Origin of the sequence: Sphingobium chungbukense (assembly GCF_001005725.1) — a bacterium.
GTDB lineage: Bacteria > Pseudomonadota > Alphaproteobacteria > Sphingomonadales > Sphingomonadaceae > Sphingobium > Sphingobium chungbukense.
Map to the genome: position 1 here is coordinate 182,996 of NZ_LBIC01000001.1, position 17,762 is coordinate 200,757.

Here is a 17,762-nt window from a genome sequence, read left to right on the forward strand (position 1 = left end):
GCATGATGAAGACCCGCCTGATCGCCGCCATGCTTTTGCTGGGCGCCGCCTCCCCGGTTCTGGCACAACAGGGGCCGAACCTTCCGCAGGAACGGGCGCCGGCCGTCCAATCGGGATCGGAACGGGTCAATCTGGTCATCGTCTATGGTGACGATCCCTGTCCGCAGAGCCAGGGCAGCGACATCGTAGTCTGCGCACGCAAGGGTGAGGAGGAACGTTACCGTATTCCCGAACCGCTGCGCGGCGATCCCAACCAGCCCAGCCACCAAGCCTGGGGCGAGCGTGTGAAGTCGATGGAATATGTCGGCCGCAGCGGCACGGAAAGCTGTTCCCCGGTCGGCGGCGGCGGCGCAACCGGCTGCTTCGCGCAGCTGGCGCGGCTGGCCAAGGCGGAACGGCAGGCCGCGGACAATGCGAGCTGGAAGGATCTGGTCGCGGCGGAGCGGGCACGACGCCTCTCCACCATTGACGCCGAAAGCAAGGCGATCGAGGCGCAAGCCGTGGCCGAGGAAAAGGCGCAGGCTGCCCAGCAACAGCAAGGCCAGACGCAGGGCGCGCAACAGGGAACCACGCCGCAGCCCTGACGGTATTGGCCGCCGGGCGGCGTCTTGAAAAAGCTGCCGGCAACCGGACAATCGGGAGGGCGGGAACAGGGGACGAAGAAGGAATGGAATCAATGCGTCTCCTTACTGCCCTTTCCCTGGCCGCTATCGCCGTTGCGCCGTTGACAGTCGGCAGCGCGGCCCGTGCCGAACCGCCGCAGAAAATTTTCAATTTGGTGGTCTACGGCAATGACCCCTGCCCCAAGGGCGAAGGCGACGAGATCATCGTCTGCGCGCGCAAGCCCGAATCCGAACGCTATCGCATTCCCAAGAAATTGCGCGAAAAGCCCGAACCGGCGGGCGGTCCCGGCTGGGGCAGCCAGGTCGCGACCATGGAACAGGTCCAGCGGCAGACCCTGCCGGGCAGTTGCTCCGCCATCGGCAGCAACGGCTTCACCGGCTGCACGGCCAAGGCACTGGAACAATGGTTCGCCGAACGGCGGATGCAGGAATCCAAGGGTGAACCCTAAGACTTGCCCTCCGGCCTGATTTGAATTAGACGCCCGTTCGTCATCTGGGGAGTAGCCAGCCGTTCCGCTTTGAGGAACGGGCCGTTCGTCAACATATTTGGCCGAGAGGCCATGGCGGGCGGGATGGAAGGGATTTCCCTTTCATCGGGCGAGACCAATGGCATCACCTTCTCCGTCCGGCCGGGTGGGGGAAGGCGGTGGCATTGTGTCTTTCATCTTCGCCTGGCCCTGGACAGACCTGCTATGGAAGCCATCCTCACCTCCACCACGCTCGTCGCGCTCGCGGAAATGGGCGACAAGACGCAATTGCTGGCCATGCTGCTCGCCACCCGGTTCCGCAAGCCGGTGCCGATCATCTTCGGCATCCTCTTCGCGACGCTGGCCAATCACTTCCTCGCCGCGCTGGTCGGCCATTCGGTCGCGGGCGTGCTGACCCAGCCCTGGTTCCGCTATGCCATCGCCGCCAGTTTCATCGCCATGGCCGCATGGACGCTGATCCCCGACAAGATCGACGAGGACGGGCCGCTGAAGGCGCCGTCCAAGGCGGGCGTGTTCATCACCACGCTGGTCGCCTTCTTCCTGGTCGAGATGGGCGACAAGACTCAGGTGGCGACGGTGATGCTGGGCGCGCGCTTCGACAATGTGCTGGCCGTCACCGCCGGAACCACGCTGGGCATGATGATCGCCAACGTACCCGCGGTGCTGTTCGGAGAGGTGCTGGCGAAGAAGGTGCCGATGCGTGCGCTCCAGATCGGCGCGGCCCTGTTGTTCCTGGGCCTCGGCCTGTGGATGATTGCTGATTTGCGGGGCTGGATCGGGTAAAAAAGAGCGCAAGGCCGCCGCCCGGCGGTTGTCAGCGGGCGGCGGCTGTTGCAAGGGGATGCGCAGAGTCATTTCCCATCAAAAGACAGGCATTGGACACGCGATGAAGGACAGTCTGGTAACGGTGTTCGGCGGCGGCGGCTTTCTCGGCCGGCAGGTCGCACAGGCGCTGATGGCGCGCGGTGCCCGCGTCCGCGTGGCCCAGCGTGATCTGGCGACAGCGCTGCGCGTCAAACCGCTGGGGGGCCTCGGCCAGACCCAGTTCGTGGCAGCCGACATCCGCAAACCCGCCAGCGTCGCCCGCGCCATCGCGGGCAGCGACATCGTGATCAATCTGGTCGGCGTCCTGTCGGGCGATTTCGAAGGATCGCACCATGAGGGCGCCGCCAATGTCGCTAGGGCCGCGGCGGAAGCCGGCGTTCAGGCGCTCGTGCATGTGTCGGCGATCGGGGCGGACGCGCAAAGCCCGTCCGCCTATGGCCGGTCGAAGGCCGCGGGCGAAGCAGCCGTTCGGGCCGCCTTCCCCAACGCCACGATCATCCGCCCGTCGATCATCTTCGGGCCGGAGGATCAGTTCCTCAATCGCTTTGCCGAAATCATCCGCCTGGCCCCGGTCGTGCCGGTGATCGGCGCGGGCACCAAATTCCAGCCGGTCTATGTCGCCGATGTCGCGCAGGCGATCGCCAACGCCGCCGAAAAGCCCGGCGTTCATGGCGGCAAGACCTTCGAACTGGGCGGACCGCAAACCTACAGCATGCTGGAACTCAATGCCTGGATAGCCAAGGCCATCGGCCGCGATCGCAGCCTGTGCGCAGTTCCCGCATCCCTCGCTTCACTGATAGCGATCCTGCCAGGCGGGCCGATCACACGGGATCAGCTTGCGATGCTTGGCAAGGACAATGTCGTCGCACCGGGCGCGAAGGGGCTGGCCGATCTGGACGTCGAACCCACGCCAATGCCGGCCGTCGCGGAAAAATGGCTGGTCCGCTATCGCAAACATGGCCGCTTTGCCGGGCGTGTTCAGGCCTGATCGGCTTCCGCCGGATCAGCCGGACCGATGGCGCGTCGCGACCGACCGTGTCGCCGCCGCTTTGCTTGGGCCTTTCGCTCCTGCACAATGATTTGACGTCCTCTACGCCCTCTCCCGTCCGGGGGAGGGCTTCCCTTTGTCCGCTCCATAAGGATCTGCTCCGCCCATGGACCTCCATTATCTGACAGTCATCCTGCTTGGCATCGTCGAAGGGTTGACCGAATTCCTCCCCGTATCCTCGACCGGCCACCTGATCCTGGCGAGCGAATTGCTGGGATATGATGCGTCCACCTGGGCCATGTTCAACGTCATCATCCAGTTGGGCGCGATCCTGGCGGTGGTGGTGCTCTACTGGCGAACCTTCTGGGCGGTCGGCATGGGGCTGCTGCGCCGGGAGCCGACGAGCTGGCGCTTCCTGCGTAATCTGGTGGTCGCGTTCATTCCCGCGGCGGTGATCGGCCTCGCCCTGCACAAATATATCGAGGAGTTGCTGGGCGCGCCCAAAGTCGTCGCCTGGGCCCTGATTGTCGGCGGCGTGGCCATTCTGGCGATCGAGCGGATGGTGAAGGAAAACCGCTTTCACGGCATCGCAGACATCCCTTTTGTCCGCGTGGTAGGCATCGGCTTCATCCAGTGCCTGGCCATGATCCCCGGTGTCAGCCGGTCGGGCGCGACCATCATGGGCGCATTGACGCTGGGCGTCGAGCGGCGCACGGCAGCGGAGTTCAGCTTCTTCCTCGCCATTCCCACCATGTTGGGCGCAACCACGCTGGAACTGCTGAAAAACGGCGACAAGCTGACTTCCGCCACGGTCGGCTGGAGCAGCATCGCCCTGGGCTTCATCGTGGCCTTCATCGTCGCGATGCTCGTCATCAAATGGTTCGTCGGCCTGGTGTCGCGGCACGGCTTCACCCCATTCGCCTGGTATCGAATCATTGCCGGCATCACCGCCCTGGCGTGGCTTTCCATGCGGTAGGTCCAAATCGGTCCTAAATTACGCAAGATTATTTCCGGAGCCCGCCGCCTCCCCAGAAAATTCCGTCAAAATATGTCACATATGCTGACTTAATTTGCAGAATCCACGTGACTCCGTGGGTCTTTCTGCTATGGGCTCCCGTGTAACTCATTCAGGGACTCATCATGGCGGACAATCCAATGCTGAAATTCGTGGGAACAGGCCAAGCCTATCCCGAGAAGCGTTCGGCCGACGATCGCGCCGACGACTTTCTGGAAATCAGCCGCAGCTTCATATTGGACAAGGCGGAAGAACAGGCGTCGCGCTGCTCGCAATGCGGCGTACCCTATTGCTCGACCCATTGCCCGCTGCACAACCATATCCCGGACTGGCTGCGCCTGACCGCCGAGGGACGCCTGCGCGAAGCCTATGAGCTGTCGAACCTGACCAGCACCATGCCGGAAATCTGCGGCCGCATCTGCCCGCAGGACCGGCTGTGCGAAGGCAATTGCGTCATCGAATTTTCGGGCCATGGCTCCGTCACCATCGGATCGGTGGAAAAATTCATCACCGACACCGCCTGGAAGGAAGGCTGGGTCGAGCCGCTGGTGCCCGGCGCGCCGACCGGCCAGTCCGTCGGCGTCATCGGCGCGGGGCCGGCGGGTCTGACAACGGCCGAATATCTGCGCGTCGCGGGCTATGAGGTGCATGTCTATGACCGGCATGATCGGGCAGGCGGCCTGCTGACCTATGGCATCCCCGGCTTCAAGCTGGAGAAGGACGTGGTCATGCGCCGCATCCAGCGGCTGAAGGATGGCGGCATCGTCTTCCACGAGAGCTTCGAGGTCGGCCGCGACGCGACGATGGAGGAACTGCGCAGCCGCCATGATGCGGTGCTGATCGCGACCGGCGTCTACAAGCCCCGCGACATCAAGGCGCCGGGCGTCGGCGCGCCGGGCGTGGTCAAGGCGCTCGATTTCCTGATCGCCTCCAACAAGGCCGGGTTCGGGGACGCCGTGCCGGAACATGAGGACGGCTCGCTGCACGCCAACGGCAAGAAGGTCGTCGTCATCGGCGGCGGCGATACGGCGATGGACTGCGTCCGCACCGCGGTCCGCCAGGGTGCGACGTCGGTGAAGTGCCTCTACCGCCGCGACCGCGACAACATGCCCGGCTCACAGCGCGAAGTCGCCAATGCGGAAGAGGAAGGCGTCGAGTTCGTCTGGCTTTCCGCCCCCATCGCTTTTGAAGGCACGGAGCATGTCACCGGCGTCAAGGTCACGAAGATGCGCCTAGGCCAGCCCGACGCATCGGGCCGCCGCGCCCCGGAACCCGATCCGGGCACAGAGCATACGCTGGACGCCGATCTCGTCATCAAGGCGCTGGGCTATGACCCGGAGGAGCTGCCCAAGCTGTTCGGCGCGGACGACCTGTCGGTCACCCGCTGGGGCACGCTGCGCGTCGATCACAAGACGATGATGACCAGCATGGACGGCGTGTTCGCTGCGGGCGACATCGTGCGCGGCGCTTCGCTGGTGGTCTGGGCGATCCGCGACGGCCGCGACGTGACCGAGCATATGCACCGCTATCTGAAGGCCAAGGCGAAGGCGGCGGCCGGGGAAAGGCAAGCCGCCTGATGCGCGCCGCCTTCCTTCTCCTGCTGGCGACGCCGATCGCGGCTCAGGCACAGACTCCGGTTCCGGTAGCCGTCCAGTCTGTCGATCCTGCACTGCTGGCCAAGGCTCAACCGATCGCCGCCATCATCCTGCCCGACGGCACCATGGAAAAGATGATGGGGCCGATGATGCAGAAGATGATGGGACCGATGATGGACGGCATGACCAAGATGCCGATCCGCGAGTTCCTGAAAGTCGGCGGTCTTGACCCGGAACAGGCCGAGCATCTGGGTGAAGGCACGATTGAGGAAATGATGGCGATCATCGATCCCAATTTCCGCAAGCGGATGGACGTGATCGTCAACACCATGATGCCAGCCATGGGTCGTTTCATGGGACGCTATGAGCCGGACATGCGGGAAGGCATGGCGGAGGCGTTCGCCTATCGCTACAGCGCCGCCGAGCTCGATCAGATCGGCGCGTTCCTGAAAACGCCCGCCGGCGCCAAATTCGGCGCGGGCTTCATGGAGCTGGCCGCCGACCCGCATTATATCGGCCGGATGCAGAAGATCATGCCCGAAATGATGCGGGCCATGCCGGAGATCATGAAATCCTCCGCTCAGGAACTCGCCAAGCTGCCTAAGCCGCGAACCTATAATGATCTGACAAAGGCTGAACGCGAGCGTCTCACCGCATTGCTCGGTGCGGACGCCAAGAAGGCCCACTGACAAGAGCGCCGGCCATGCCGGCAACCAACGGAATGACAGCGGCCGTGCCCAAAAACAGGACCGGCCACATGCAAGGGTAAGTCATCATGACCGACACCAATTTCATGGCCAGCCCCGAAGAGCGCGCACGGATCGCGGCCGAGGGCATGTATCACCCGGAGATGGAAGGCGATGCCTGCGGCGTCGGCCTGGTGGCCGCGACCGATGGCCGCCCCAGCCGCCGCGTGGTGGCCAGCGCCATCGACGCGCTGAAGGCCGTCTGGCACCGTGGCGCAGTGGACGCCGACGGCAAGACCGGCGACGGCGCTGGCATCCATGTCGACCTGCCGGTGCGCTTCTTCGATGACGCCATCGCGGATTCGGGCCACAAGCCGCTGCCCAACCGCCTCGCCGTCGGCATGATCTTCCTGCCCCGTACCGATTTGAGCGCGCAGGAAACCTGCCGCACCATCGTCGAGGCCGAGATCATCGATGCGGGCTACACCATCTATGGCTGGCGCCAGGTGCCCGTCGATGTCTCCGTCATCGGCGAAAAGGCGCAGCGCACCCGCCCCGAGATCGAGCAGATCATGATCGCTGGCCCGATGCCGGAGGAACGCGACCAGGCCGAGTTCGAAAAGGACCTCTACTTGATCCGCCGCCGGATCGAGAAGAAGGTGATCGCCGCGCAAATCCAGGATTTCTACGTCTGTTCGCTGAGCTGCCGCTCGATCATCTACAAGGGGCTCTTTCTCGCGGAATCGCTGTCGGTCTTCTACCCGGACCTCCAGGACGACCGGTTCGAGAGCCGGGTGGCGATCTTCCACCAGCGCTATTCGACCAACACCTTCCCGCAATGGTGGCTGGCCCAGCCGTTCCGCACGCTCGCGCATAATGGTGAGATCAACACCATTCGCGGCAACAAGAACTGGATGAAGAGCCATGAGATCAAGATGGCCTCGCTCGCCTTTGGCGAGCAGTCGGAGGACATCAAGCCGGTGATCCCGGCGGGCGCGTCCGACACCGCCGCGCTCGACGCCGTGTTCGAGGCAATCTGCCGCTCGGGCCGCGACGCACCGACCGCCAAGCTGATGCTCGTCCCCGAAGCCTATCAGTCGGCCGACGCCGAACTGCCGCAGACGCATTCGGACATGTATGAATATCTCGCCTCCGTGATGGAGCCGTGGGACGGCCCGGCCGCGCTGGCCATGACCGACGGCCGCTGGGTCGTGGCAGGCGTCGATCGCAATGCGCTGCGCCCCCTGCGCTACACGTTGACCGGCGACAATCTGCTGATCGTCGGTTCGGAAACCGGCATGGTCGTGGTTCCCGAAACCACCATCGTCAAGAAGGGCCGCATGGGTCCCGGCCAGATGATCGCCGTCGACCTTCAGGAAGGCGTGATCTTCGACGACCGCGAGATCAAGGACCAGATTGCGGGCGAGCGCCCTTATTCGGAACTGATCAAGGACTTCATGACGGTCAATGATCTGGCCGACGCGCAGTCCGCCCTGCCCAGTTGGGACAAGGCGGAACTGACGCGCCGCCAGGTCGCCGCCAACATGACGCTGGAGGATATGGAACTGATCCTCGCCCCGATGGTCGAGGATGCGAAGGAAGCCGTCGGCTCGATGGGTGACGACACGCCGCTGGCCGTCATTTCCGACAAGCCGCGCACGATCAGCCATTTCTTCCGCCAGAATTTCAGCCAGGTCACCAACCCCCCGATCGATCCGCTGCGCGAGCGGTATGTGATGAGCCTGAAGACGCGCTTCTCCAACCTCCACAACATATTGGAGGAGGACGCGCAGAACAGCCATGTGCTGGTGCTGGATTCGCCGGTGCTGACCTCATCCGAATGGGCGAAGCTGAAGGGGCACTTTGGTCCTGCGGTTGCGGAAATCGACTGCACCTTCCCGGCCGAGGGCGGACAGGAGCAGCTCCGCGCCGCCATTGCCCGCATCCGCGAAGAAGCGGAACAGGCCGTCCGCGAGGGCCGCACCGAAATCTTCCTGACCGACGAGCATGTCAATGCGGGGCGCGTCGCCATTGCCGGCGTGCTGGCGGCGGCGGCGGTGCATACCCATCTCGTCCGCAAGGGGCTGCGCAGCTACGCATCGATCAACGTGCGCTGCGCCGAAGCGCTCGACACCCATTATTTCGCGGTGCTGATCGGCGTCGGCGCGACCACGGTGAACGCCTATCTGGCCGAAGCCAGCATCGCGGACCGCCATGCGCGTGGCCTGTTCGGTGACCTGACGCTGGAGGCTTGTTTCGAGCGTTTCCGCATCGCGATCAACGAAGGCCTGCTGAAGATCATGTCCAAAATGGGCATCGCGGTCATCAGCAGCTATCGCGGCGGCTATAATTTCGAAGCCGTGGGGCTGTCCCGCGCGCTGGTCAACGATCTCTTCCCCGGCATGCCGGCGAAGATTTCGGGCGAGGGCTATCAGTCGCTCCATTTCAGCGCAAAGATGCGCCATGACGCCGCCCATGACAGCGCCATCGTGCGCCTGCCGGTCGGCGGCTTCTACCGCCAGCGCAACGGCGGCGAGACGCATGCCTATTCGGCGCAGCTCATGCACCTGTTGCAGACCTCGGTCGCGACCGACAGCTATTCGACCTATCTGCAATTCTCGCGCGGCGTGCGCGACTTGCCGCCGGTCTATCTGCGCGACCTGCTGGAGTTCAACTTCGCGCGCGAGGCGGTGCCGATCGATGAGGTCGAGGCAACCACCGAAATCCGCAAGCGCTTCGTGACGCCGGGCATGTCGCTGGGTGCGCTCTCTCCGGAGGCGCATGAGACGCTGGCCATCGCCATGAACCGTATCGGTGCCAAGGCCGTGTCGGGCGAAGGCGGCGAGGATGCGAATCGCTTCAAGCCCTATGAGAATGGCGACAACGCCAACTCGGTGATCAAGCAGATCGCTAGCGGTAGGTTCGGCGTCCATGCCGAATATCTGGGCAGCGCCGAAGAAATCGAAATCAAGGTCGCGCAGGGCGCCAAGCCCGGCGAGGGTGGCCAGTTGCCCGGCTTCAAGGTGACCGAGTTCATCGCCAAGCTGCGTCACGCGACGCCGGGCGTGACGCTGATCTCGCCGCCGCCGCACCATGACATCTACTCGATCGAGGATCTCGCGCAGCTCATCTACGACTGCAAGATGATCAACCCCCGCGCTCGGGTCTGCGTGAAGCTGGTCAGCCAGGCGGGCATCGGCACCGTGGCGGCGGGCGTGGCGAAAGCCCACGCAGACGTCATCCTCGTCGCGGGCCATGTCGGCGGCACCGGCGCTTCGCCGCAGACGTCGGTGAAATATGCGGGCACGCCCTGGGAGATGGGGCTTTCCGAAGCCAATCAGGTGCTGACCCTCAACGGCCTGCGCCACCGCGTGAAGCTGCGCACCGACGGCGGGCTCAAGACCGGCCGCGACATCGTGATCGCGGCGATATTGGGCGCGGAAGAGTTCGGCATCGGCACGCTGTCGCTGGTGGCGATGGGCTGCATCATGGTGCGCCAGTGCCACAGCAACACTTGTCCCGTCGGCGTCTGCGTGCAGGATGAGAAGCTACGCGAAAAGTTCACCGGCACGCCGGAGAAGGTCATCAACCTCATGACCTTCATCGCGGAAGAGGTTCGCGAAATCCTCGCCCGTCTGGGCTATCGCAGCCTCGACGAAGTGATCGGCCGCACGGAATTGCTGAAGCAGGTCAACCGCGGCGCCGAGCATCTGGACGATCTCGACCTCAACCCGATCCTCGCCAAGGTGGATGCACCCGACGATCAGCGCCGTTTCTCGCTGACCGAATGGCGCAATCCGGTGCCGGACAGCCTTGACGCGCAGATGATGAAGGATGCCCGCGCGGTGTTTGAACGCGGCGAGAAGATGCAGCTCACCTATACGGTGCGCAACACGCATCGCGCCGTGGGGACCCGCCTGTCCGCTGCCGTGACCGAACGGTTCGGCATGTCGACGCTGGCGGACGGTCATCTGACGGTGCGCCTGCGCGGGTCGGCGGGCCAGTCCCTGGGCGCCTTCCTGTGCAAGGGGATCAAGCTGGAAGTCTTCGGCGACGCCAACGACTATGTCGGCAAGGGCCTGTCGGGCGGCATCATCACGGTGCGCACGACCGTCTCCTCGCCCCTGTCGAGCAAGGACAACACCATCATCGGCAACACCGTCCTCTACGGCGCGACCAGCGGCAAGCTGTTCGCGGCGGGCCAGGCCGGGGAACGCTTCGCCGTCCGCAACTCAGGCGCAGAGGTGGTGGTCGAGGGCTGCGGCGCAAACGGCTGCGAATATATGACCGGCGGCACGGCGGTCATCCTGGGCAGGACCGGCGCCAATTTCGGCGCGGGCATGACCGGCGGCATGGCCTTCATCCTGGACGAGGATGGCAGCTTCCCGACGCGCGCCAACCCGGAAAGCATCGTCTGGCAGCGGCTGGAAAGCACCCATTGGGAAGCGGAGTTGAAAGCGCTGATCGCCCAGCATGCGGTGGCGACCGACAGCAAATGGTCGAACACCATCCTGGACGACTGGGACCGCTGGCGCCGTTATTTCTGGCAGGTCTGCCCGAAGGAGATGGTCAGCCGGCTCGCCTATCCGCTCAGCGATGCAGAACCCCAGGTCGTAGCGGCCGAATAAACGGCCGGATCAGTAAGAGAAAGCAGCGTCCGCCGGGATTTCCTCGGCGGGCGTTTTGCTATTGCGGGCCTGCGCGATCTGGACCGGCGGCCAATCGCCATCGCTCTCGCCCGCGGCCAATCGTTCGATGGAGGCGGGCAGTGTCCGTACCGGAGGGGGAGGATCGGCATAATCGGTCTGGTTCGGCTCATCCCGCGCCGCATAGTCGCGCACCAACGGATCGCTCATCCCGCTCCAGCCCGCCATGTCCGCCGCCATCTGGCGGTCCGCCAGCGTCGGGCCACAACCGCTGCAATGGATGATAGCGGGTCCGTTCAGATCGGCAGATGTCGGATCATGGTCCGAACCGTCAGGCGCGACCGCGTCAGGCAATGGCGTTTCCGTTCCCAACCTTGGCGGTGTCGTGGCATAGAGCCCCAGCCCATAGCCTCCCGTCAAAGCCATTCCTGCACAAGCCAATGAAAATAACCAGAAGCGCGCGGACATGTGGCCAACCTTCCTTATCCTTTCGTCGCTCCCCGACTTTCTCTGACCAAAACAACGCAGATGAAGATAGGTTGTTGCATGACCCAAAAGCCTTTGCTAAGGGCCGCCTCCTACCAAGGCACCGGCCCCGCCGGTTCCCGGAAAATGTGCGGTCGTGGCGGAATTGGTAGACGCGCAACGTTGAGGTCGTTGTGGCCGAAAGGCCGTGGAAGTTCGAGTCTTCTCGACCGCACCAAACAGTTCTCAAAGCAAACTAAATTCACCCCCTCGGGGGCATCCCGCGTGAATATGGCGCGGTTGCGCGGCATTTCGCGGCGCGTCCTTTCCGGCCTGAAGCCAGAGACGCGGCGCCGCGCTCGGTTGGCGGCACGAGAACGGCCGGATTCTCTGTCGAGAATCACCCGGCTTCACTGTGGTTTGCGTGATGGTTGGGCGATCAGCCAGCGAAGCCGAACAGCCGCTCCTGCTCAGCCCATTCGATCGGCAGCTTCGCTGCGAGGATGGCGTCCGCACAGAATTGCATTTCAGCAATCGATCAAATTGTAGCGGATGGAAGGGTGAAGCCGATTTTGAGGCCCGGCACGTTGTCACCGACCGTCAACCTGCCGTCATGCATGGTAATGATTGCCGCGACCATATTGAGGCCAAGCCCGTGCCCCGGCGTGCTTCTCCCGGGATCAAGGCGGACGAACCGGCGAAAAATGCTGTCTAGCGCTTGCGCCGGCACCCCCGGACCATCATCGCGCACGAGGATGCACGCGGACCCGCTCTCCCGCTCGAGCACGAATTGGATGCGGGTCCCCGCAGGGGTATGGGCCTGCGCGTTGTCGAGAAGGTTGATGATCGCCTGCGCCAGCAGTTCGGAGTCGCCCTGTACATGCACCCCATGCGCGATATCGCTGCGCAAGACGCGCCCGCCCTCCTCGACCGCGGGTGCATAGGTTTCGCAAATTTCTTGCGCCAATGCAGTCAGGTCCACGCTTCGGAAACTGGCCCTGCGCCGACCGCCCTCAATCTCACTGATTCGCAGGATCGCGGCGAACAGGGACAGCACCTTGTCCGTCTGCTCCAGCGCGGAGGAAAGCCGGTCCCGCTGGCGCGCAGGGTCGCCGCTTTCCTCCAGGCTCTCTTCCAGATGGTTACGCAACCGCGCCAGTGGCGTGCGCAGATCGTGGGCGATGTCACCCGACAACTGGCGTAGATTTTCCAGCAGAGCGGTGATGCGATCCAGCATCTGGTTGAGCGAACGGGCAAGCGCGTCGAACTCGTCCCGCCTTCGGCTTTCGGGCACTCGACGTTTGATGTCGCCTGCCATGATGCTGTCGGCCGCGCTGCTGATGGCGGAGAGGCGGTGGCGCAGATAGGCACCCAGCAGCACTGCGCCTATCATGCTGATCAGCAGCACCACGGCGAAGGCGGCGAGAAAAATGCCGCCCAGCATATGGTCCACCCGCTCGACCACGGACCAGTCCGCGCCGACCACCAGCCGCGTCCCATCGCTGAGGTCGACCGCCCAGGCGCGAGCGACGTCCGGTCCCTCCAGCCGGTCCTGGAAGTCGAGGTCGCTCCACCCGCGCGGCGGCCGGTTGGCGTGCAGCCCGCCCGCGATGTGCCGGCCGTCGCGCGCGTACACGGCATAGAGCAGCTCACTGGTGGTATTGCCCGCCTCCCGCTCGCCAATGGCGAAATTCAGGCCTTCATGCCCCTCCTGCTGATATTCGGCGACGAGCGCACCGCTGTCCTCGATAATCTGCGCCTCCAACTGGTGCATGAAGGCGGCGTGGGCGACCAGCGTGACCGCGATGCCCAGCAACAGGATCGCGACGGCAAAGCCCAGCGCATAGACAAGGGCGATACGATAGGCGGCGCTGCCCAGGAAGCGGGGCCGCAGGCTATTCATGCAGGACGAGCCGATAGCCGACATTGCGCACCGCCTCGATCGCGACCGGCACGCCGCTGTCGGCCAATTTGGTGCGCAGGCGGCTCATATGGGTTTCGACGATGCTGGTCTGCGGATCGAAGGTGAAGCCCCAGACCCGTTCCAGCAGCATCGCCCGTGTCACCGCCTCCCCGGACTGGCGCATCAGTTCCTCCAACAGTCGCATCTCGCGCGGCTGGAGCGCCACCAGACGGCCCTTGTAACGAAGCTGCCGCCGCAACAGGTCCAGAACCAGTCCCCCCTGCTCGATCCGGGCCGCCGCTTCGGGTGCCTGGGTGCGACGGACGATGGCATGGAGCCGGGCCAGCAACTCGTTTATCGCAAAGGGCTTGCCGACATGGTCGTCGGCGCCCGCGTCCAGCCCCTCTACCCGGTCGTCTATGCCATCCAGCGCTGTCAGCAACAGCACCGGCGTGCGCCTGCCCTGCCCGCGCCACTGGCGCAGCAGGTCGAGCCCCGTCATGCCTGGCAGCATCCGGTCCAGGATCACGGCATCGAAATCGCGCGCATCGGCAAGCCCGTCCGCCTCCTCCCCGCTGCCCGCCAGCACGACCGCATGGCCCGCCCGGTCCAGCCCCGCCGCGATGAACGCGGCAAGTTCAGGATCGTCCTCCACCACCAATATCCGCAACGCCGGGGCTCCATCCATTCGCTGCGCCTGCATTAGGGCGGCGGCGTGCCGCAGGGAACCTTACATTTTCCCACACTTTAAACTGTTATCATACCGTAACAGATCCGTCATGACCGGCCCATAGCTCGCCCGGAAACGCCGATATGGCCGTCAGAAGGGGACGAGTTTCATGACCAAGCCGACATTGCTCCGGGCGCTGCTGCTCGGCACTATCGCCACTGCGCCGTTCACCGCCGCCAGGGCCGCCGAAGCGCCCGTCGCCGACGCCAGCGCAGAGCAGGCGATCGGCGAAGGGTCCAATATCCTCGTCACCGCAACCAAAGCGAACGAAATCGCGCCCGTCACCGCCTCGCTCCAGGCGACGCAGCCACAGGCGATCATCTCCCGCTCCTTCATCGAGGATTCGCTGCCCGCGACCGCCGACTTCAACCAGATCGCGTTGATTTCGCCCAGCGTCTCCAATTTCGGCAACACCAACGGGCCGGGCCTGTCGGAATCCAAGGCGCAACTGCGCGGTTTCCAAGACGGCGAATATAATATCACCTATGACGGCGTCCCGTTCGGCGACACCAACGATCCCTCGCACCACAGCAACACCTTCTTCCCGTCCAACACGATCGAGACGCTGGTGGTGGATCGCGGTCCCGGCAATGCGTCGAACCTGGGCATCGCGACCTTTGGCGGCAGCGTCAATCTCTTCTCCCGCGCCACGCGCGAGGATGCGAGCGCGGAGATCAAGGGCAGCTATGGCAGTTGGAACACATGGCTGACCCGCGCCGTGCTGCAGAGCGGCGCCATCGACCGGCTGGGCGGAACGGAGGTCATGCTGTCGGCCCAGCATATCGAATCGGACGGCGCCCGCAGCTTCAGCCCGTTCAAGTCGAACAACATCTTCGGCAAGGTGATGATCCCGATCAGCCCTGACGTGACGCTGACGCTGCTCGGCACCTATAACGAGAATCGCTTCAACCAGCCTGACAAAGACGGCGCGACGCGTAGCCAGATCGCGCTCTACGGCAAGAATTTCAGCCTGAACAACGACCCCGCCAGCCAGACCTATTCTGGCTATAACCACACCCACAAGACGACCGATTTCGAGATCGTCAAGCTGGAGGCGGATATCGCGCCCGGCTCGACCTTCGAAAATCGCGCCTACACCTACAGCTACGACAATGAGACGCTGAGCGGCAACGATGTGACATTGTTCGCGACGGCGACCCCGACGCAGATCGCGACGGCCAACATGGTCGCGCTCGACCCCGCCCATCCCAAGACGCTGACGGTCGGCGTACCGGGCTATACCAAGACCAACAAATATCGCGTCTGGGGCGACATCGCCAAGGCGAAGGTGCAACTGACCGACTTCGCCACGCTGACCGGCGGCCTCTGGATCGAATGGGCCAATACCTATCGCCAGCAGCGCGACGTGAACCTCGTCACCATGGCGCCCAACTATGTCGAAAAGGCACTGGACCTCACCAAATATCCGGCTGGCACGGTGCAGCCACCTGCCAATGTCAAGTTCGACCAGAACAGTCGCACCAACCATTATGAACTGTTCACCGAACTGGAGCTTCGCCCGCTGCCGGGCCTCACCATCACACCGGGTTTCAAGCATGTCGATTTCGAGCGGCGGATCGACGCGGCCTATAACCAGACGACCCGTTTCGCGCAGCATATCTCCAAAAATTATCAGGCCGATCTGCCCTTCCTGACCGCCAACTATGCCGTGAACGACCGGCTGTCCATCTATGGCCAGTTCGCCAAGGGGTTCCTGGCGCCCTCGCTCAGCACCCTCTACGTGGTCTATCCGCAATTCTCGTCCGCCGCGCCGCAGAAATCGACCAATTATCAGACCGGCTTCGTCTATCATGGTTCGCATCTCAGCCTGGACGCGGACGTCTATTATATCGATTTCCGCAACAAGATCTCGACCGATCCGACCGCGCCCGCCAGCGAAGGCACGGTCTTCATCAATCTCGGCCGGGTGATCTACAAGGGGGTCGAAGGGCAGGTCACCTATGCCTTCGACAATGGCCTGGCAGTCTTTGCCAATGCGTCGCGCAACTATGCCAAGACCGACAATCCGGGCACCGCGGACCTTCAGGTCGCCAATGCGCCGACCTGGACGGCGGCGGGTGGCGTGCTGTTCAAGAACGGGCCGATCCGCTTCTCGCTGATCGACAAATATACCGGCCCGCAATCGGCCACCGGTGCCGCCAATCCCAGCTATCGGATTGCCGGCTACAACAGCGCGATCCTGTCGGCCAGCTATGAGGTCGGGCCGGCGCGCATCGGAGTGCAGGTGAACAACCTCTTCAACTCGACCAGCCTTACCAACATCAATGCGGGCAAGACGGCGCAGTTCGACCAGCTCTTCTTCCAGACCGGCCGTTCGGTGACGGGCGACATCACCCTCACCTTCTGACCGGAGCGGGCGGATGGGCGGCGGCTTGACGAAGGGACTGGCGGCAACCGCCCTCCTCTGGGCGAGCGGGGCGGCGGCGGAAGTTCCAGCGCCGCTCTCCACCTATATGCTGATGACCGGCGGCGGGCCGGTGGCGCGGGCGGTGATGGCGGCAGGGGACGCCTGCCCCGTACTGACGCTGGACGGACGGCAGATGGCGATGGCGGTGCGCGCCGAGCCAGCCGACCTGCCGCTGCGCCCCACCAGGTCGATGGCGGAAAACAGCAAGCCCTCCCGCTTTCCTGTGCGGGTCTGCGAAGCAGCCGTACCCGCGACGGCACGGGCGGTGCGGATCGGCACCCGCGCACTGCCGGTGCCCCGCAGGACCGCGCGGCGGATCGTGGTGATCGGGAACACCGGCTGCCGGATCAAGGCATCGGACAATGCTTATCAGGCATGCAACGATCCCCGCGCCTGGCCCTTCGCCCGCATCGCGGCGCAGGCGGCGGCGTGGAAGCCGGACCTGGTGGTGCATGTCGGCGACTATCTCTATCGCGAAAATCCCTGCGCCGGCCATGCGGGCTGCACCGACACGCCCTGGGGTTATGGCTGGGATGCATGGGACGCGGACTTCTTCACCCCGGCAGCGCCCCTGCTGGAGGCCGCGCCCTGGCTGATGATACGCGGCAATCATGAAAGCTGCCTGCGCGCTGGTCAGGGCTGGTGGCGCCTGCTCGCCGCGCAGCCGCTGGAGGCCGGGCGCGATTGCAATGACGCCGCCAGCGATGCGCGCGGCGACGACAGCCCGCCCTTCGCCGTGCCGCTGGGCGGCGGGGCGCAGATCATCGCCATGGACCTTGCCATCATGGGTGAGGATGAAATCCCACCCGGCGATCCGCGTTACACACAGATCCGCTCTATCCAGCGGGCGATCGCGGCCATGGCGAAGGGGCACAGCTTCACTTTCGCCGCCGATCATTATCCGCTGCTGGGCCTCAACGCGTCGGACAAGAAGGGAACGCTGCGGATCAAGCCGGGCTATGAGGCGGTACGGTCGACCTTCGGCATCGACGATCCCACGCTGCGCCTGCCCGGCATCGACGCGCTGCTCGCGGGCCATGTCCATGCATGGCAGCAGGATGATTACGGCCCCGGCCATCCCGGCCAATGGATTTCCGGCATGGCCGGCACGCAGGAGGATGTGACGCCGATCCCCGCCGGCCGGGCGCTGGACCAGGAACCCGCGCCCGGCGCGAAGCTGCTACGCTTCGACAGCTGGACCGGCGGCTTCGGCTTCATGACGCTGGAGCGGACGGGCAGGCGGCGCTGGCGAGTGGAGCTGCACGCGCTGGAGGGCGGGGTCATCCGCCGCTGTACCATCGTCGGGCGGCGATCCGCTTGCCCGCGCTGAACCTTACCATATTGCAATTAGGCGCTTCCCTGCCGCGAGC

Annotated in this window: 13 protein-coding genes, 1 tRNA gene and 1 riboswitch; of the genes, 11 read left to right on the forward strand and 3 right to left on the reverse strand. The window is 64.4% G+C overall.

The genetic code is table 11. From position 1 onward, the window contains the following. The first annotated feature begins 2 nt into the window (after nt 1-2). The 8 genes from YP76_RS00890 (at nt 3) to gltB (ending at nt 10,848) form a co-directional block, all read left to right on the forward strand. Nucleotides 3-584 (forward strand): hypothetical protein, encoded by a 582-nt coding sequence (locus YP76_RS00890; RefSeq protein ID WP_046761741.1) that lies wholly within the window; start codon nt 3-5, stop codon nt 582-584. A 92-nt stretch (nt 585-676) separates the two neighbouring features. Then, a complete protein-coding gene (locus tag YP76_RS00895) occupies nt 677-1,072 on the forward strand; it encodes a hypothetical protein (RefSeq protein ID WP_046762546.1) in 396 nt (131 codons plus the stop codon). Nucleotides 1,073-1,105: 33 nt separating this feature from the next. Continuing rightward, nucleotides 1,106-1,296, forward strand: a riboswitch (yybP-ykoY riboswitch). A gap of 19 nt (nt 1,297-1,315) precedes the next feature. Further along, nucleotides 1,316-1,894 carry a TMEM165/GDT1 family protein gene (locus YP76_RS00900; protein ID WP_046761742.1) on the forward strand — a complete coding sequence of 193 codons (579 nt, stop codon included), beginning with the start codon at nt 1,316-1,318 and terminating at the stop codon, nt 1,892-1,894. Nucleotides 1,895-1,997: 103 nt separating this feature from the next. Next, the gene (locus tag YP76_RS00905) at nt 1,998-2,924 is read left to right on the forward strand and encodes a complex I NDUFA9 subunit family protein (RefSeq protein WP_046761743.1); all 927 of its coding nucleotides are present in this window, start codon (nt 1,998-2,000) and stop codon (nt 2,922-2,924) included. A 166-nt stretch (nt 2,925-3,090) separates the two neighbouring features. Beyond that, complete coding sequence (locus YP76_RS00910; protein ID WP_046761744.1) at nt 3,091-3,900, forward strand: undecaprenyl-diphosphate phosphatase; 810 nt, start codon at nt 3,091-3,093, stop codon at nt 3,898-3,900. A gap of 164 nt (nt 3,901-4,064) precedes the next feature. Continuing rightward, nucleotides 4,065-5,516, forward strand: a complete 1,452-nt coding sequence (locus YP76_RS00915; protein ID WP_046761745.1) for an NAD(P)-dependent oxidoreductase — start codon at nt 4,065-4,067, stop codon at nt 5,514-5,516. Continuing rightward, a complete protein-coding gene (locus YP76_RS00920) occupies nt 5,516-6,223 on the forward strand; it encodes a DUF2059 domain-containing protein (protein ID WP_046761746.1) in 708 nt (235 codons plus the stop codon). The genes YP76_RS00915 and YP76_RS00920 overlap by 1 nt, the downstream gene beginning before the upstream one ends. Before the next feature lie 86 nt (nt 6,224-6,309). Beyond that, nucleotides 6,310-10,848, forward strand: a complete 4,539-nt coding sequence (gene gltB / locus YP76_RS00925; protein ID WP_046761747.1) for a glutamate synthase large subunit — start codon at nt 6,310-6,312, stop codon at nt 10,846-10,848. A gap of 9 nt (nt 10,849-10,857) precedes the next feature. Here gltB and YP76_RS00930 read toward each other — a convergent pair whose 3' ends face one another. Further along, nucleotides 10,858-11,292 (reverse strand): hypothetical protein, encoded by a 435-nt coding sequence (locus YP76_RS00930; RefSeq protein WP_232307413.1) that lies wholly within the window; start codon nt 11,290-11,292, stop codon nt 10,858-10,860. A 190-nt stretch (nt 11,293-11,482) separates the two neighbouring features. Between YP76_RS00930 and YP76_RS00935 the strand changes: the two genes are divergently transcribed. Next, nucleotides 11,483-11,569 (forward strand) — tRNA-Leu (locus tag YP76_RS00935). 300 nt (nt 11,570-11,869) lie between these two features. Here the strand turns inward: YP76_RS00935 and YP76_RS00940 are convergent. Together YP76_RS00940 and YP76_RS00945 are read right to left on the reverse strand one after the other, a co-directional pair. After that, nucleotides 11,870-13,234 (reverse strand): HAMP domain-containing sensor histidine kinase, encoded by a 1,365-nt coding sequence (locus YP76_RS00940; protein WP_046761749.1) that lies wholly within the window; start codon nt 13,232-13,234, stop codon nt 11,870-11,872. Further along, nucleotides 13,227-13,922 (reverse strand): response regulator transcription factor, encoded by a 696-nt coding sequence (locus YP76_RS00945; RefSeq protein WP_232307414.1) that lies wholly within the window; start codon nt 13,920-13,922, stop codon nt 13,227-13,229. Before YP76_RS00945 ends, YP76_RS00940 begins: the two co-directional genes overlap by 8 nt. Nucleotides 13,923-14,073: 151 nt before the next feature. On the opposite strand from YP76_RS00945, the gene YP76_RS00950 reads away from it, so the two are divergent. Then, nucleotides 14,074-16,332, forward strand: coding sequence for a TonB-dependent receptor (locus tag YP76_RS00950; protein ID WP_046761750.1), 2,259 nt, complete (start codon nt 14,074-14,076; stop codon nt 16,330-16,332). Between the two features lie 13 nt (nt 16,333-16,345). Next, on the forward strand, nt 16,346-17,722 hold the full coding sequence (locus YP76_RS00955; RefSeq protein WP_046761751.1) for a metallophosphoesterase: 1,377 nt from the start codon (nt 16,346-16,348) through the stop codon (nt 17,720-17,722). Nucleotides 17,723-17,762: the final 40 nt, after the last annotated feature.

Bases quoted from the DNA above. Each gene is read 5' to 3' on its own strand.
- YP76_RS00890 (WP_046761741.1), top strand. From the start codon at position 3: ATGATGAAGACCCGCCTGATCGCCGCCATGCTTTTGCTGGGCGCCGCC.
- YP76_RS00895 (WP_046762546.1), top strand. From the start codon at position 677: ATGCGTCTCCTTACTGCCCTTTCCCTGGCCGCTATCGCCGTTGCGCCG.
- YP76_RS00900 (WP_046761742.1), top strand. From the start codon at position 1,316: ATGGAAGCCATCCTCACCTCCACCACGCTCGTCGCGCTCGCGGAAATG.
- YP76_RS00905 (WP_046761743.1), top strand. From the start codon at position 1,998: ATGAAGGACAGTCTGGTAACGGTGTTCGGCGGCGGCGGCTTTCTCGGC.
- YP76_RS00910 (WP_046761744.1), top strand. From the start codon at position 3,091: ATGGACCTCCATTATCTGACAGTCATCCTGCTTGGCATCGTCGAAGGG.
- YP76_RS00915 (WP_046761745.1), top strand. From the start codon at position 4,065: ATGGCGGACAATCCAATGCTGAAATTCGTGGGAACAGGCCAAGCCTAT.
- YP76_RS00920 (WP_046761746.1), top strand. From the start codon at position 5,516: ATGCGCGCCGCCTTCCTTCTCCTGCTGGCGACGCCGATCGCGGCTCAG.
- gltB (WP_046761747.1), top strand. From the start codon at position 6,310: ATGACCGACACCAATTTCATGGCCAGCCCCGAAGAGCGCGCACGGATC.
- YP76_RS00930 (WP_232307413.1), bottom strand. From the start codon at position 11,292: ATGGCTTTGACGGGAGGCTATGGGCTGGGGCTCTATGCCACGACACCG.
- YP76_RS00940 (WP_046761749.1), bottom strand. From the start codon at position 13,234: ATGAATAGCCTGCGGCCCCGCTTCCTGGGCAGCGCCGCCTATCGTATC.
- YP76_RS00945 (WP_232307414.1), bottom strand. From the start codon at position 13,922: ATGGATGGAGCCCCGGCGTTGCGGATATTGGTGGTGGAGGACGATCCT.
- YP76_RS00950 (WP_046761750.1), top strand. From the start codon at position 14,074: ATGACCAAGCCGACATTGCTCCGGGCGCTGCTGCTCGGCACTATCGCC.
- YP76_RS00955 (WP_046761751.1), top strand. From the start codon at position 16,346: ATGGGCGGCGGCTTGACGAAGGGACTGGCGGCAACCGCCCTCCTCTGG.